General features: G+C 74.4%; 14 protein-coding genes and 1 riboswitch. Of the genes, 11 read left to right on the top strand and 3 right to left on the bottom strand.

The window, feature by feature from the left end; translation table 11 throughout:
- Positions 1-70: 70 nt before the first annotated feature.
- Positions 71-1309 (bottom strand): MFS transporter, encoded by a 1239-nt coding sequence (locus tag ACH4TG_RS25280; RefSeq protein ID WP_398244778.1) that lies wholly within the window; start codon positions 1307-1309, stop codon positions 71-73.
- 130 nt (positions 1310-1439) lie between these two features.
- Between ACH4TG_RS25280 and ACH4TG_RS25275 the strand changes: the two genes are divergently transcribed.
- From ACH4TG_RS25275 to ACH4TG_RS25225, 11 genes are all read left to right on the top strand, one after another.
- The gene (locus ACH4TG_RS25275) at positions 1440-2684 is read left to right on the top strand and encodes an ROK family protein (RefSeq protein WP_398244777.1); all 1245 of its coding nucleotides are present in this window, start codon (positions 1440-1442) and stop codon (positions 2682-2684) included.
- A 157-nt stretch (positions 2685-2841) separates the two neighbouring features.
- Positions 2842-2972: riboswitch (FMN riboswitch) on the top strand.
- Positions 2973-3138: 166 nt separating this feature from the next.
- Positions 3139-4221, top strand: coding sequence for a bifunctional diaminohydroxyphosphoribosylaminopyrimidine deaminase/5-amino-6-(5-phosphoribosylamino)uracil reductase RibD (gene ribD / locus ACH4TG_RS25270; RefSeq protein ID WP_398244977.1), 1083 nt, complete (start codon positions 3139-3141; stop codon positions 4219-4221).
- Positions 4222-4223: 2 nt separating this feature from the next.
- Positions 4224-4841 (top strand): riboflavin synthase, encoded by a 618-nt coding sequence (locus ACH4TG_RS25265; protein ID WP_398244776.1) that lies wholly within the window; start codon positions 4224-4226, stop codon positions 4839-4841.
- Positions 4838-5515, top strand: coding sequence for a nicotinamide riboside transporter PnuC (locus tag ACH4TG_RS25260; protein WP_398244775.1), 678 nt, complete (start codon positions 4838-4840; stop codon positions 5513-5515). Before ACH4TG_RS25265 ends, ACH4TG_RS25260 begins: the two co-directional genes overlap by 4 nt.
- Positions 5512-6786 carry a bifunctional 3,4-dihydroxy-2-butanone-4-phosphate synthase/GTP cyclohydrolase II gene (locus tag ACH4TG_RS25255; RefSeq protein WP_398244774.1) on the top strand — a complete coding sequence of 425 codons (1275 nt, stop codon included), beginning with the start codon at positions 5512-5514 and terminating at the stop codon, positions 6784-6786. The genes ACH4TG_RS25260 and ACH4TG_RS25255 overlap by 4 nt, the downstream gene beginning before the upstream one ends.
- 101 nt (positions 6787-6887) lie before the next feature.
- The gene (gene ribH, locus ACH4TG_RS25250; RefSeq protein ID WP_398244773.1) at positions 6888-7373 is read left to right on the top strand and encodes a 6,7-dimethyl-8-ribityllumazine synthase; all 486 of its coding nucleotides are present in this window, start codon (positions 6888-6890) and stop codon (positions 7371-7373) included.
- 33 nt (positions 7374-7406) lie between these two features.
- The gene (locus ACH4TG_RS25245; RefSeq protein ID WP_398244772.1) at positions 7407-7679 is read left to right on the top strand and encodes a phosphoribosyl-ATP diphosphatase; all 273 of its coding nucleotides are present in this window, start codon (positions 7407-7409) and stop codon (positions 7677-7679) included.
- A gap of 125 nt (positions 7680-7804) precedes the next feature.
- Complete coding sequence (gene hisG, locus ACH4TG_RS25240) at positions 7805-8653, top strand: ATP phosphoribosyltransferase (RefSeq protein ID WP_398244771.1); 849 nt, start codon at positions 7805-7807, stop codon at positions 8651-8653.
- Positions 8654-8718: 65 nt separating this feature from the next.
- Complete coding sequence (locus ACH4TG_RS25235; RefSeq protein ID WP_398244976.1) at positions 8719-9180, top strand: PH domain-containing protein; 462 nt, start codon at positions 8719-8721, stop codon at positions 9178-9180.
- A gap of 238 nt (positions 9181-9418) precedes the next feature.
- Complete coding sequence (locus ACH4TG_RS25230) at positions 9419-10786, top strand: hemolysin family protein (RefSeq protein WP_398244770.1); 1368 nt, start codon at positions 9419-9421, stop codon at positions 10784-10786.
- Positions 10783-11883 (top strand): hemolysin family protein, encoded by a 1101-nt coding sequence (locus ACH4TG_RS25225; RefSeq protein ID WP_398244769.1) that lies wholly within the window; start codon positions 10783-10785, stop codon positions 11881-11883. Before ACH4TG_RS25230 ends, ACH4TG_RS25225 begins: the two co-directional genes overlap by 4 nt.
- 42 nt (positions 11884-11925) lie before the next feature.
- On the opposite strand, the gene ACH4TG_RS25220 is transcribed toward ACH4TG_RS25225, so the two are convergent.
- Entirely contained in the window at positions 11926-13821 is a 1896-nt protein-coding gene (locus ACH4TG_RS25220) for an AAA family ATPase (RefSeq protein ID WP_398244768.1), read from the bottom strand.
- Between the two features lie 459 nt (positions 13822-14280).
- On the bottom strand, positions 14281-14895 hold the full coding sequence (locus ACH4TG_RS25215; RefSeq protein ID WP_398244767.1) for a uridine kinase: 615 nt from the start codon (positions 14893-14895) through the stop codon (positions 14281-14283).
- Positions 14896-15001 lie beyond the last annotated feature (106 nt).

The raw sequence follows: 15001 nt of genomic DNA, 5'->3' as shown, positions 1-15001 counted from the left end.
CCGGCGGCCCGGCCGGTGCTGACCGGGTCCCGGCTCGGCCTCCCACAACCGAGCCGAGACCCGGGGTCTGTCACTCCACGCGGGTCGCGGGGGCCGCCTTGTCGAGCGGCACGGGCCGGCCGCCGGCCGCCGCGACCGTCGTGCCGCGGCCCGGTCCGACCACGCCCGCGCCGGCCACCAGCCCGAGCGTCAGCACGGTCACCAGGACGAACGACGCGGTCAGCGACGTCGCCCCGGCGATCCCGCCGATGGCGGCCGGCGCGACCAGGCCCGAGGTGTAGGTCACGGTGGCCACGCCCGCGATGGCCTGGCTGGGCACCGGACCGCGCCGCCCGGCCGCGGCGAAGCACAGCGGCACCACCACGGAGATGCCCACGCCCAGCAGGGCGAAGCCCGCGATGGCCGGGGCCGGGCTGTGCGCGAGGACCACCAGGAGACCGCCGACCGTGGCCACCACGCCGCCCGACCGCACGGCGGTCACCGCCCCCAGCTGCCGGACCGCGAAGTCGCCCAGCAGCCGGGCGACCGCCATGGTGCAGGAGAACGCGGTGTACGCCAGGGCGGCGATCGCGGGGGAGGCGTGCGCAATGTCCCGCAGGTAGACCGCGCACCAGTCGGAGCTGCCGCCCTCGGCGAACACCGCGCAGAATCCGACCGCGCCGATCACCAGTGCGGAGCGCGGCGGCAGCGAGAACCGCGGCGGCGCGTCCTCGTCCGGGGCCGGCTGCACGTCGGGGGCGTACCGGCACACCACCACGGCGATCGCGGCCAGCGCGGCGGCCATCACGCCCAGGTGGATCCGCCCGTCGAGGCCGGCGTGTGCCGCGGGCACGCCGATGGCCGCGCCGATCAGGGTGCCGACGCTCCACATCCCGTGCAGGCCCGACATGATCGACTTGCCCTTGCGCTCCTCGACGGCCACGCCCAGCGCGTTCATCACCACGTCCGCGGTGCCCGCGAAGGAGCCGAAGGCGAGCAGGGCCAGGCAGAGCCAGGGCAGGCCGGGCATCGCCGCGGGCAGGGCCAGCGCGGCGCACCACAGGCCGAGCAGCAGCCGCAGCGAGGCGCGCCCGCCGAGCCGGTGCATCAGCCGTCCGGCCACCGGCATCAGCAGCGACGAGCCGATCGCCGGGCACACCAGGGCGAGGCCCAACTGGCCCGCGCCTAGGTGGAGATGGTCCTTGATCCAGGGGATGCGGGTGGCGAACGTACCGCTCACCGCGCCGTGCAGTGCGAAGGCGGTGGCGATCGTCAGGTGGGCCCGGCGCACCGCGCGGGGAGCGCGGTCGAGGGCGTCGGAGCTCTGCATGCGGGGTAAACTATCAGGAAGCCTGCCTGAAAGTTAAGAGAGAGGCCGCGACGAGAAGCGGAACCCGCGCTTCGGGCGTCCGGCGGTCTCGCCGGCCCGCCCGACCGGCCCGTCTGGAAGGATCGCCCGCATGACCGCCACCCGCCTGCCGACCGGGCGGGGCGCCTCGCCCCGGATCGCCCGCGCCATCAACGACCGGCTCGCACTGCGCCTGCTCCAGCAGGAAGGGCCGCTCACCGCAGGGCAGTTGAAGGAGCTCACCGGGATGTCCCGGCCCAGCGTGGCCGACCTCGTGGAGCGGCTTCAGGACTCCGGGCTGATCGAGGTGGTCGGCGAGAGCGGCGCCGCCCGGCGCGGCCCGAACGCCCGGGTGTACGGCATCGTTGCGAGCCGCGCCCACGTGGCCGGGCTCGACGTCCGGATCGAGAGCATCGCGGTGGAGATCGCCGACCTGCTCGGCCGCACCGTGGCCCGCCGCGAACTCCCGGTGCCCGCGCAGGCGGCCCCGGCCCGGATCGTCGAGGACGGCATCGACCTGCTCCAGGACACCGCACGCGCCGCCGGCGTGGACCGGCTGCACACCCTGGCGTTCGGCGCGCCCGGCCTGGTCGACCCGGTCACCGGCCGGCTCAGCCCCACCGGGGCGCTGCCCTCCTGGCACGGCGACCTGGTGGACGAGGCGCGCAAGCGCCTCGGCGTGCCGGTCCTGCTGGAGAACGAGGTCAACCTGGCGGCGGTCGCCGAGCAGCGCACCGGCGGCGCCGCCGACGGCGACGACGCGACCTTCGTCCTGCTGTGGCTCGGCAGCGGGGTGGGCGCCGCGCTGATGCTCGACGGGCGGCTGCGCCGCGGCATCTCCGGCGGCGCGGGCGAGGTCGGATTCCTGCCGCTGTCCACCACCGGCGAACTGCCCACCGCCACCGACTGCGACAACGGCTTCCACGGCATGGCCGGCAGCCGCGGCGTGTGCGCGCTGGCCCGGGAGCACGGCCTGGCCGTCACCGCCGACGACGCGCGGGCCGCGGCCGACGCGGTACGGGAGGCGGCCGAGGCCGTGCGGGAGGCGGCCGCCGGCGCCCCGCCCGGTGCGACCGGACGCGCCGCCGGGTTCCTCGACGCGCTGGCCGCCCGGATCGCGGTCGGCGTCGCGTCGATCGTCGCGGTGATCGACCCCGGGAGGGTCGTGCTGGCCGGCGAGGTCGGCCAGGCCGGCGGCCACGCGCTGGCCGACCGGGTCGCCGGGCGGCTCGCCCGGCTCTCCCCGCTGCGCACCGCCGTACAGCCCACCGCCGTGGAGGGCGCGGCCATCCTGCGCGGCGCCGTCATCACGGCGATGGACGCCGCCCAGGACACCCTGTTCACCCCTCCCGAGTGAGGCCTCGAACCGGCGAGTCGACGCCCGCCGCGGACCCGTCGGGACAGGAGGGCGGGCAGGCCGCGGGCCCCTGGCGCGGACTGGGTGTGAGGGAGGGCACACCCGGGGGCTGGAGGCCGCGGAAGCGGGCGTGGCAGACTTAAGGCAGAAGTGACGTTCGCGCACTCCGGGGTCGGTGTAATTCCGAACCGGCGGTTACAGTCCGCGACCCGGCCGCAGCCAGCGGCCGGTTGACCAGGTGAAATTCCTGGACCGACGGTGAAAGTCCGGATGGGAGGCAGTGCGCGGCGGGCGTTCACTCAGGTGCACCGCCGTTTTCGGCGGAGCCGCGCGAGGCGCGGTCCCGTGATGGCGGTGCCCGGAGGAGACGGCGTTCCCGCTGAGTCCCACGCCCCGGAGTCCGTGCCCGATGAGGCAGGAGGACCCGGTGGCCACCACCACGGAAACCGACGCGATGCGCCGTGCGATCGCGTTGTCCGCACGCGCCCTCGGCGCCACCGCGCCCAACCCCGTCGTCGGGGCGGTCGTGCTCGACGCGTCCGGCGCCGTGGCCGGCGAGGGCTGGCACCAGCGGGCCGGCGGCCCGCACGCCGAGGTGCACGCGCTGCGTGCCGCCGGCGACCGGGCCAGGGGCGGCACCGCCGTGGTCACCCTCGAACCCTGCAACCACACCGGCCGCACCGGGCCCTGTGCCCAGGCCCTGATCGAGGCCGGCGTGGCCCGCGTCGTGTTCGCCGTCGCCGACCCCAGCCCGAACGCCGCCGGCGGCGGCGCCACGCTGCGCGCGGCCGGCATCGAGGTGGAGAGCGGCCTGCTCGCCGCCGAGGCCGAGGACGTCAACATCGCCTGGCTGACCTCCGTCCGGCGCGGCCGCCCCTACGTGCGCTGGAAGTACGCGGCCACCCTCGACGGCCGGATCGCCGCGGCCGACGGCACCAGCCGCTGGATCAGCTCCGCCGAGTCCCGGGCCGACGTGCACCGGCTGCGGGCCGAGGCGGACGCGGTCGTGGTCGGCTCCGGCACGCTGACCGCCGACGACCCGCACCTGGCCGTCCGCGGCATCGACGGCGCCACCCAGCCGCTGCGGGTCGTCGTCGACACCCGCGCCCGGATCACCCCGGCCGCCCCCGTCCTCGACGACGCCGCGCCCACCCTGGTCGCGGTCGGCAAGGACGCGGACACCGGCCACCTGCCCGGCGTCGACGTCGTCCGCCTGCCGTACGCCGGCCCCGATGCCGGGGGCGGGCCGGCCGGTCTCGACATCCAGGCGCTGCTCGCCGAGCTGTTCACCCGCGGGGTGCGCTCGGTGCTGCTGGAGGGCGGGCCGACGCTCGCCGGCGCGTTCGTCGCCGCCGGGGCCGTCGACTCCGTCGTCGCCTACCTCGCACCCGCCCTGCTCGGCGCCGGGCCGCACGCCCTGGCCGACGCAGGAATCACCACCATCGCGCAGGCGTTGCGGCTCGACGTGACCGACGTCGCACGCTTCGGACCCGATGTGCGCGTCACCGCCGTCCCCACCGCACTCCAGGAGAGCTGATCGTGTTCACCGGAATCGTCGAAGAGCTGGGCGAGATCACCGCGGTCGAGGACCTCGGCGACGCCTCCCGATTCACCGTCCGCGGCCCGGTGGTGACCGAGGACGCGAAGCACGGCGACTCCATCGCCGTCAACGGCGTGTGCCTGACCGTCGTGGAGTTCGGCGACGGCGCCTTCACCGCCGACGTGATGGCCGAGACCCTGGACCGCTCCAGCCTCGGCGCCCTCGCCCCCGGCTCCCGCGTCAACCTGGAGCGCCCGATGGCGCTCGGCGGCCGGCTCGGCGGGCACCTGGTGCAGGGGCACGTGGACGGCACCGGCACCGTGCTGGCACGCGAGCCCGCCGAGCACTGGGAGATCGTGAAGGTCGCGCTGCCCGCCGAACTCGCCCGCTACGTGGTGGAGAAGGGCTCGATCACCGTCGACGGGATCAGCCTCACCGTCGTGGAGGCGGCCGCGGACTGGTTCACCGTCAGCCTCATCCCGACCACTCTCGCGCTGACCACGCTCGGCATCAAGCAGCCCGGCGACCCGGTCAACCTGGAGGTGGACGTCATCGCCAAGTACGTCGAGCGGATGCTCGGCGGGCGGGACGCGACGCCGGAGGAGGCCGCCGGATGAGCGCCCTGCACTGGCTGAACAGCGAGGCGTTCACCGCCGTCGGCCAGCACGTGATGTGGTCCGACATGATCGGCAACCTGCTGGGCCTTGCCGCGCTCGCCCTCGGCTGGCGCCGCGCGATGCTCACCTGGCCGGTGCAGCTGCTGTCCGGGGTGGTGCTGGTCGCCGCGTTCTGGAGCGCACACCTGGGCGGCGGCGTCGGCAAGCAGTTCGTGGTGATCACGGTCGCCGTCTGGGGCTGGTACCAGTGGCGGCGCGGGCGCACCGGCAGCGGCCGGGTCGACGTCCGGTTCGCGACCTGGCGGGAGCGGGCGGTGCTGGTCGCCGCCACAGGTCTGGGCACCGTCGCGGTCGCCTCGCTCTTCCTGGCCTACCCGTCCCTGTCCTGGAACCCCTGGCCCGACGCCTACATCTTCACCGGCACCCTCGCCGCGATGTTCGCCCAGGCCCGCGGCTGGGTGGAGTTCTGGTTCGCCTGGCTGGCCGTCGACCTGGTCGGCGTCCCGCTGAACTTCCACAGCGGCCTGCCCTTCTCCGGGCTGGTCTACATCATCTACTTCGTCCTGGTCATCGCCGGGATGTACGCCTGGTGGCAGCAGACGCGCACCCCCGCGGCCGGTGGCCGCGGATCCACCCCGAGCACCACCACCGTCGCGGAAGGAGTGACGGCATGAGCGCCGTGACCGCACTGCAGGACGACTGGTACGACGAGACCGTGCTCGTGCTCGACCCGATCGAGCGGGCCATCGCCGACATCGCCGCCGGGCGTCCGGTGGTGGTCGTCGACGACGAGAACCGGGAGAACGAGGGCGACGTCATCGTCGCCGCCGAGAAGATCACCCCCGAGATCGTCGCGTTCATGATGAACGAGTGCCGCGGCCTGATCTGCGTCCCGATGGAGGGCCCGGAGCTGGACCGGCTGGAACTGCCGCAGATGGTCGAGGCGAACACCGAGTCGATGCGCACCGCGTTCACCGTCTCGGTGGACGCGGGCGCGGCGCACGGCGTGACCACCGGCATCTCCGCCGCCGACCGCGCCACCACCATCCGCCTGCTCGCCGAACCGGCCTCGGTGGCAGGGGACTTCGTGCGCCCCGGCCATGTCTTCCCGCTGCGCGCCCGGCCCGGCGGGGTGCTGGTGCGCCCCGGTCACACCGAGGCCGGCGTCGACCTGGCCCGGCTGGCCGGGCTGCGGCCCGCCGCGGCCATCGTCGAGATCGCCCGCGAGGACGGCACGATGGCCCGGCTGCCCGAACTGGTGCCGTTCGCCCGCAAGCACGGCCTGGCGATCATCTCCATCGAGGACCTCATCGCCTACCGCCGGTCCGCCGAGCCGACCGTGCGCCGCGAGGCCGACACCGCGCTGCCCACCGCGTTCGGCGACTTCCACGCCTACGGCTACCGCAGCGTCGCCGACGGCGTGGAGCACATCGCGCTGGTCGCCGGCGAGATCGGGGACGGCGCGGACGTGCTGGTGCGGGTCCACTCCGAGTGCCTGACCGGTGACGTCTTCGGCTCCCAGCGCTGCGACTGCGGCCCCCAGCTGCAGGCCGCGCTGCGCGCGGTCGCCGAGGCCGGCCGCGGCGTGGTGCTCTACCTGCGCGGGCACGAGGGCCGCGGCATCGGCCTGATGTCCAAGCTGCGCGCCTACGAACTCCAGGAGCGCGGCCGCGACACCCTCGACGCCAACCTGGAACTCGGCCTGCCCGCCGACGCGCGCGACTACGGCGCCGCCGCGGACGTCCTCGCCGACCTGGGAGTGCGCTCGCTGCGGCTGATGACCAACAACCCGGACAAGACCGGGGCGCTGGTCCGGCACGGCCTGGACGTGCTCGGCCGGGTGCCGATGCCGGTCGCCGCCGGGAAGCACAACCTGCGCTACCTGCGCACCAAGCGCGACCGGATGGGCCACGACCTGCCGTGGCTCGACGCCGCCCACAACTGACCTGTACCACCGGCCCGTCGACAGGTCGCCACCTCGACACGTCGACACTGTGATCACCTGCGACGCGTTCCGACGCGAGCACCGAAGCACCGAGGAGAGAAGTGAGCGGTAAGGGCGCCCCCGAGCTGACCGTGAAGAACTGCGAGGACCTGCGGGTCGCGGTCATCGCCGCGCAGTGGCACACCCAGGTGATGGACGGCCTCGTCGACGGGGCCGTGCGCGCCCTGCACGACCTGGGCATCGACGAGCCGACCCTGCTGCGGGTGCCGGGCAGCTTCGAACTGCCGGTGGTCGCCAAGGTGCTGGCCGGCCGCGGGTACGACGCGATCGTCGCGCTCGGGGTGATCATCCGCGGCGGCACCCCGCACTTCGAGTACGTCTCGCAGGGCGTCACCGCCGGACTCACCCAGGTCGCCGTCGACTCCGGCGTCCCGGTCGGCTTCGGCGTGCTCACCTGCGACACCGAGGAGCAGGCGCTGGACCGGGCCGGACTGCCCGGCTCGACCGAGGACAAGGGCCACGAGGCGGTCACCGCCGCGGTGGCCACCGCGACCATCCTGCGTTCAGTATCCGAACCGTGGCGGTGAGCGGGGCCGGCTTCCCCGTACGCTAGGACCACCATGGCGAACAAGACATTCGAGGAGCTCTTCGCCGAGCTCCGGCACAAGGCCGCCAACGGCGACCCCAGCACGTCCCGCACCGCCGAGCTGGTGGGCAAGGGCGTGCATGCGATCGGCAAGAAGGTGGTCGAGGAGGCCGCCGAGGTGTGGATGGCCGCCGAGTACGAGGGCGCCGACGCCACCGCCGAGGAGATCTCGCAGCTGCTGTACCACGTCCAGGTGATGATGGTCGCCCGGGGAATCTCCCTGGACGACGTCTACGCCCACCTGTAGCGGCCCGCCGCAGCCCGGCTGCGGCGGCCCGCCACGGCCGCACGGCCGGCCGCCCCACCCGGCGGCCGGCCACCCCACCCGCACCAGATCCCGCGTCACGACCGAAGGAAAAGGAACCCGCCCCCATGCTGCGCATCGCCGTCCCGAACAAGGGCTCGCTCTCCGGACCCGCGTCGGCCATGCTCCATGAGGCCGGATACCGCCAGCGCAAGGAGTCCAAGGAGCTCGTCCTCGTCGACAGCGCCAACGACGTCGAGTTCTTCTACCTGCGCCCGCGCGACATCGCGATCTACGTCAGCTCCGGCCGGCTCGACATCGGCATCACCGGCCGCGACCTGCTGCTGGACTCCGGCGCCAGCGCCGAGGAGATCCTCCAGCTCGGCTTCGCCCGCTCCACCTTCCGCTACGCCGCCCGCCCGGGCACCGCGGGTGCCGTCGAGGACCTCGGCGGCATGACCGTCGCCACCTCCTACGAGGGCGTGGTCGCCAAGCACCTGGCCGACCACGGCGTGGACGCCGAGGTGGTGCACCTGGACGGCGCGGTGGAGACCGCGATCCAGCTGGGCGTCGCCCAGGTCATCGCGGACGTCGTGGAGACCGGCACCTCGCTGCGCAACGCCGGCCTGGAGACCTTCGGCGAGCCGCTGATGGAGTCCGAGGCCGTGGTCATCCGCCGGGTCGGCGCCGACCCGGACGAGCACAAGGTCCAGCAGTTCCTGCGCCGGCTGCAGGGCGTCCTGGTCGCCCGCCGCTACGTGATGATGGACTACGACATCCGCGTCGAGCAGGTCGAGAAGGCCGTCGCCCTCACCCCCGGCCTGGAGTCGCCGACCGTCTCCCCGCTGCACCACGAGGGGTGGGTCGCGGTCCGCGCGATGGTGCCCACCGCCGACGCGCAGCGGATCATGGACCAGCTGTACGAGCTGGGCGCCCGCGCCATCCTGACCACCGGCATCCACGCCGCACGCCTGTGAACGACGCCCGGAGCGCCGCCGCCGGCGAGGGTGCCGGCGGCGGCACCGGCGAACGCACCGCCGACCTGCTGCCGCTGACGTTCCGCCCGGTGGTCACCCGGGCGTTGCTGCTGTGCCTGGGCATCGCCCTGGTCGCCGTGCTCACCACCGTCGCGGTGCTGATGCCGCACGAGGGGGCCGCGCCGTGGACCACCGGCGACCGGATCACCGTGGTGGTCACCGGGCTGGTCTTCTGCTCGGTGCTGGTCCTGCTCAGCCGGCCCAAGGCGGTCGCCGAGCCGGGGGGCCTGACCGTGATCAACCTCACCGTCAAGCGGCGGCTGGCCTGGGCCGAGGTCGTGGGCGTGAACCTGCGGCCCGGTGACGCCTGGGTGCACCTGGACCTGGCCGACGGCACCACCCTCGCCGTGATGGGCATCCAGCCCGGAATCGCCAGGCAGCAGGCCCTCCGGGACGCCCGGCGGCTGCGCGACCTGGTGCAGGAGCTGGGGGAGGCGCGCGGCACCGAGGCCACCGGGCTGCGCTGAGCCGCCCGCCACCGTGCCGCCCCCGTCCGGCCGATCCGGCGTCCGCCGTCCTTCGCGTGCCCGGCCGCAATGACTACTCTGGAGCGAAGCCGCATCGCCGTGCTCGCCCCACACCCCTCCCACCGCACCACCCGTGGGGTACCGACCAGCCAAGGAGTGACACTCACACCCCGATGGACGCACCGTCCGGTAGTACCAGCGCCGCCCCTTCCTCCGGGAAACCGGGAGCGGCGGCCTCATGAGCACCTCCCTGCTGCTGCTCGCGGCAGCCCTCGTCCTGATCGTCGCCAACGGCTTCTTCGTCGCCGCCGAGTTCGGCCTGGTGACGGTGGAGCGCCCCGCCGCGGAACGTGCCGCGGCCGGCGGTGACCGCCGCGCGCACAGCGTGGTGGCCGCCCTGCAGAAGCTCTCCTTCCAGCTCTCCGGCACCCAGCTCGGCATCACCATCACCTCCCTGGTGGTCGGCATGCTCGCCGAGCCGGCGCTCGCCGACCTGCTCACCGGCCCGCTGAGCGGGCTCGGGATACCGGACGGCGCGGCCCCCGGCATCGCCGTCGTCCTCGGCATGATGCTCGCCTCGGCGGTGCAGATGGTCATCGGCGAGCTGGTCCCGAAGAACTGGGCGGTGTCCCGGCCGCTGGCCGTGGCCCGGATCGTCGCCGGACCGCAGCGCGCCTTCTCGCGCGCGTTCCGCCCGGTCATCGAACTGCTGAACCGGGCGGCCAACCAGCTGGTGCGGATGCTCGGCGTGGAACCGGCCGACGAGCTGGCGTCCGCCCGCACCCCCACCGAACTGGTCTCCCTGGCCCGGCACTCGGCCTTGGCGGGGGCACTGGAGCAGGACACCGCGGACCTGTTCGTCCGCACCCTGTCGCTCGGCGACCTGATCGCGGAGAACGTGATGACCCCGCGGGTGCGGGTGAGCGCCCTGGAGGACACCGCGACCGCCGCGGACGTGCTCAACCTGACCCGCGCCACCGGGCTGTCCCGCTTCCCCGTGTACCGCGGGCGGCTGGACGACATCACGGGCATGGTCCACCTCAAGGACGCGCTCGCGGTGCCCGCCGCGGAACGCGACCGCACCCCGGTGGGCCGGATAGCGGTCGCCCCGCTGCTCGTCCCCGAGACCCTGCCCGGCCGGCGGCTGCTGGAACTGCTGCGCAGCCAGCAGCCGATGGCCGTCGTCGTCGACGAGTACGGCGGCACCGCGGGCGTGGTCACCCTGGAGGACATCGTCGAGGAGCTGGTCGGCGAGGTCCGCGACGAGCACGACGCCGCCGACCTGCCCGAACTCGCCCAGGCGCCGTCCGAGTCCGGGCACCCCGCCTGGGACGCCGACGGCGGCTGCCGGGTGGACACCCTGGCCCGGATAGGCCTGCACGCGCCCGAGGGGCCGTACGAGACGGTGGCCGGACTGGTCGCCGACCTGCTCGGCCGCATCCCCGAGGCCGGCGACACCGCGGAGCTGCCCGGCTGGCTGCTGCGGGTGGAGGACGTCGAGCACCACCGGGCCGAGCGGGTGCGGATCGTGCGCACCGGAGCGGACGCCGTTGACGCCGGGCACGCAGAGAACACAGTGAACGCCGGGGCGGAGGCCGGGCGATGAGCGCACTCCAACTCCTGTTCGCCGTGCTGCTGGTGCTCGGCAACGGCTTCTTCGTCGGCGCCGAGTTCGCCCTGGTCTCGGTCCGCCGCAGCCAGATCGAACCGCTCGCCGCGGAGCAGCGCCGGGCCAGGACCGTGCTGTACGGCCTGGAGCACCTGCCGCAGATGATGGCCGCGGCCCAGTTCGGTATCACCGTCTGCTCGCTGACCCTCGGCGCGGTCGCCGAACCCACCGTCGCCCACCTGCTGGAGCCGCTGTTCTCCGCGGTCCGCGTGCCGGACGGCCTGGTGCACCCGGTGGGGTACGTGATCGCGCTGGCCTTCGTGGTGTTCCTGCACCTGGTGATCGGCGAGATGGTGCCGAAGAACCTGGCGATGGCCGCGCCGGAGAAGACCGCGCTGTGGCTGAGCCCCGGACTCGTCGGCTTCGCCCGGGTGTTCCGCCCGGTCATCGCGGTGCTCGGCACGTGCGCCCGGCTGATCCTGCGGGCCTTCCGGGTCGAGCCCAAGGACGAGGTCGACGCGGTGTTCACCAGCGAGGAGCTGACCGTGCTGGTCGAGGACGCCCGGCAGGCGGGCCTGCTCGACCTCGACGAGCAGGAGCGGCTGGCGGACGCGCTGGAACTGGGCAGCCGCCCCGTCACCGAGGTGCTGCTCACGCCCGGTGAGCTGGTGACGCTCGCGCCGGCCGCGACGCCGCGGGAGATCGAGGAGCTGACGGTGCGCACCGGCTACTCCCGCTTCCCGGTGGCCGACCCCGGCGCGGACGGCCCCGGCTACGTCGGCTACCTCCACGTCAAGGACGTGCTCGACGTGGAGCAGCGCGACGAGCCGGTGCCGCAGCGGCTGTGGCGGCCGATCACCACGCTGCGGGCCGACCTGCCGCTTGACGACGCGCTGACCGCCATGCGGCGGGCCGCGTCCCACCTGGCGGCGGTGGCCGACCCGGCGGGCCGGGTGCTGGGGCTGGTCGCCCTGGAAGACGTGCTGGAGATGCTGGTGGGCGAGGTCCGCGACCCCGCGCACGACGTCGCCGCTGCCGGCGCGACGACCGCGACCGTGGTGCCCGGCCCCGCCTCGTCCGAACTCGTCCGCTGACCACCCTCCGGGACGGGCGCCCGCGCCCGTCCCGGAGCCGCGCTAATCGGCGGGGTCCTGAGGGGGCGTTCCCGGGCCGCGGCCGGAGAGGACCTCGCCGTAGGCCTGCATGAGGTCGGGCAGGCGCAGGGTCGCCAGGTCCTCCCGGGAGGGGGTGACCGGGTACTCCGAGAGCCGCAGGTCGCGGTAGGCGCAGCTCTTCTCGTACAGGGTGCGCAGCAGCCGGCCGTTGCCCAGCTCGTCGACCCAGCCCTGGTCGACGACGTGGCCGCTGATCGCGCGCAGCTCGTCGCGCGCCTCCTCGTCCCAGTGGTCGCCGTTCTCCGCGGCGAGCACCTCGCCGATGCGGGTCAGCTCCATCGGGCGGTAGCTGGGGAAGTCCACCCGGGTGGTGAAGCGCGAGCTGAGACCGGGGTTGGCGGCCAGCAGCCGGTCCATCCCCTCCGGGTAGCCGGCGAGGATCACCACCAGCCGGTCCCGGTTGTCCTCGGCCCGCTTCAGCAGCACCTGCAGCGCCTCGTCGCCGTACGCGTCGCCCTTGCTGTAGCCGGAGTTGGACAGCGCGTACGCCTCGTCGACGAACAGCACGCCGCCCAGCGCGGAGTCGATCAGCTCGTTGGCCTTCACCGCGGTCTGCCCCAGGTACTCGCCGACGAGGTCCGAGCGCTGGGCCTCGACCAGGTGGTCGCCGCCGAGCAGCCCCAGCGCGTAGAAGACCCGGCCCAGGATCCGGGCGACGGTGGTCTTGCCGGTGCCGGAGGGGCCGGAGAAGACGAAGTGGCGTTTCGGCGGCTGCACCGGAAGGCCCTGCCCGGCCCGCAGCCGGGCCATCCGCAGCTGCGCGGACAGCGCTTTGACCTGCCGCTTGACCGGCTCCAGGCCGACCATCCGGTCGAGTTCGGCCAGCGCCTGGGTGAGCAGCACCGGATCGGAGCCGCCCATCGGCACCTGCGGGTCGGCGCCCGCGGAGCCGTACGGCGCGGCGGACCGGTCGCGCAGGCCGTCGTCGTACGGTCCGCCCGCCAGCAGCGCGTCGTCCAGCTCCGGTCCCGCGCCGCCGCCGGCGGCCGGATCGGCGGCCAGCGGTGCCTCCAGGTCGGCGGCGCCCTCCGGGACCACGGAACCGGCGCCGGCCAGGGAGACCGCGGCCAGCCCGGCGCCCTCGTCCAGGCCGTCGTCGGTCTCGTGGATGGCCGCGAGGCGCGCGGCGGTGTCCATGAACGCCGGGTCGACCCGGTGCACCGCCCGGTACAGCGGTACCGCCGCCGCGGTACGGCCGGTGCCCTCGTAAGCGCGGGCCAGCCAGTAGCGCAGCTCCTTGCGCTGCGGCTGCTCGCTGCGGCAGCGCATCAGCGCCGCGGCCAGCAGCGGTTCCGCCTGCCCGCACATCTCCAGCCGCACCCGGGCCATGCCGCCGAACAGCCCGGCCTCGATGCCGAGTACCGGGTCGCCGAGCAGCGGTTCGGTGTGCCGCACCAGGTGCTCCCAGTCCTTGACCAGGTAGGCGCGGCAGGCGTGCAGGAAGCGGACCTGCGGATCGGTGTCGATCGGCGGGCAGCCGGCCAGCGCCTGGTCGAGTTCGGCGACATGGCGGCCGTCCAGCCAGTGCGAGGCGTGGGCGAGCAGCAGGTCACGGCTGGTCTCCAGCACCGGCTGCACCCACCAGCCCAGCCAGTACCAGGAGTTGAGGGTGCGGCGGTGGGCCGCGCGCTGCTCGCCGAAGCGGTCCCGGTGCCGGTACATCTGCAGCAGCGCGGTCGAGGTGTCGGCGCGCAGCGCGTGCAGGCCCAGCCAGGCGTCCGCCATGCCCGGGTCCATCCGGACCGCTGCCCGGAACTCCTCCTCGGCCTGCGCGTAGGCGCCCATGGTGTACGCGTCGACACCGCGGAGCCAGGCGAGATCGGCCGGGGAGCCCGGACGGTCGGTGCCGAAGTCCATCAAGTCCCCACCCATCCGTCCCCGCCGCGCTGACACACCCTCGGTCCCAACCCGAGGTCTGCGGGCCGGAGTTGAGCAGGCGGCGGCACTCCCCAGGACGCCTCCCGCTCCCGTTTCGCATCGTACCCGCGATGGTCTCGGGGCCGAAGGGTGCAGGGGCAAGCCGGGGGGCGGGGAGGGGTGAACCACGGCCCGCCGGGGCGCGCCGGCGGCCGTTCGACGGACGGATTCCACGGTGTGACGGTGCGTGAGGAGCGGCCCCTGGGAATCGGGCATTCCGGCACCCGGACAGGACGAAGCCCCCGGTCACGGGGGAACAACCGGGGGCTCCGCGTCTGTCGAAGCGGTCGTTTCCGGCCGCTTGTTGAAAACGTAAATGCTGGATACCCGGCCGGTCAAGCGATGTTGGAGCACCGGGTGGCGAGCGCCGGGCGCCCAGCGCGCCCCGCCGTCACGCGGTCACAGCCGGTCACCGGGGATGCCCGGCTCGGCGTGCCCGGCGGGCCCTTGAGCGGCCAGATACCCCCCCGCGGTCTGACGGACCAGCAGGTCCGCGAAGGGCCGCGAGGGGTCCGCGGCGAAGTGCGCGTCCTCGTCCCGGGTCCAGCCGGTCCAGAAGTGGGCCAGTTCGGGACCGTCCCGCCGCAGTCCGCGCCGCCGGGCCGTCCCCGGATCCACCTCCAGCCACAGCAGCAACGCCAGGTACGGGCGCAGGGCCGCGCGCCCGGTGCCGACGCCCTCCAGCAGCACCACCGGTGCGGGCGGCACCTCGCGGGATCCGGCGAACTCCCGCGCCACCCAGTCGTAGACCTCGTGCCGGGCCGTGCGGCCCCGGCTCAGCGGGCCCAGCACCTGCCCCGCCAGCCGCTCGGTCCAGCCGAACGGCTCCTCGTGGGTCGCCAGGTCGTCGGTGTGCACCACCGGTGCGCCGTCCAGCAGCGCGGCCAGCCGCGCGGTCAGGGTCGTCTTCCCGGCCCCCGCGTGTCCGTCCACCGCGACCACCCGGACCGGGCCGCAGGACGGGGCGAGCCCCGGGACGAGCGCGGCGAGCCGCGGCAGCGTGAGGTCGTTCATGGCTCCCGAGCCTAGAAGACTCATGAAGATCTTGGTGAGGGGCTGTCCGGTCGGAGGCTGGGCAGCCCCGGTTCGCTATGCGGTGGCCGGAGTGAGTTGCCAGCTG

The sequence above is a fragment of the Streptomyces sp. NPDC020917 genome, assembly GCF_044333795.1.
In the GTDB taxonomy this organism is placed as follows: domain Bacteria; phylum Actinomycetota; class Actinomycetes; order Streptomycetales; family Streptomycetaceae; genus Actinacidiphila.
This window is presented reverse-complemented; position numbering and strand designations above follow the sequence as displayed.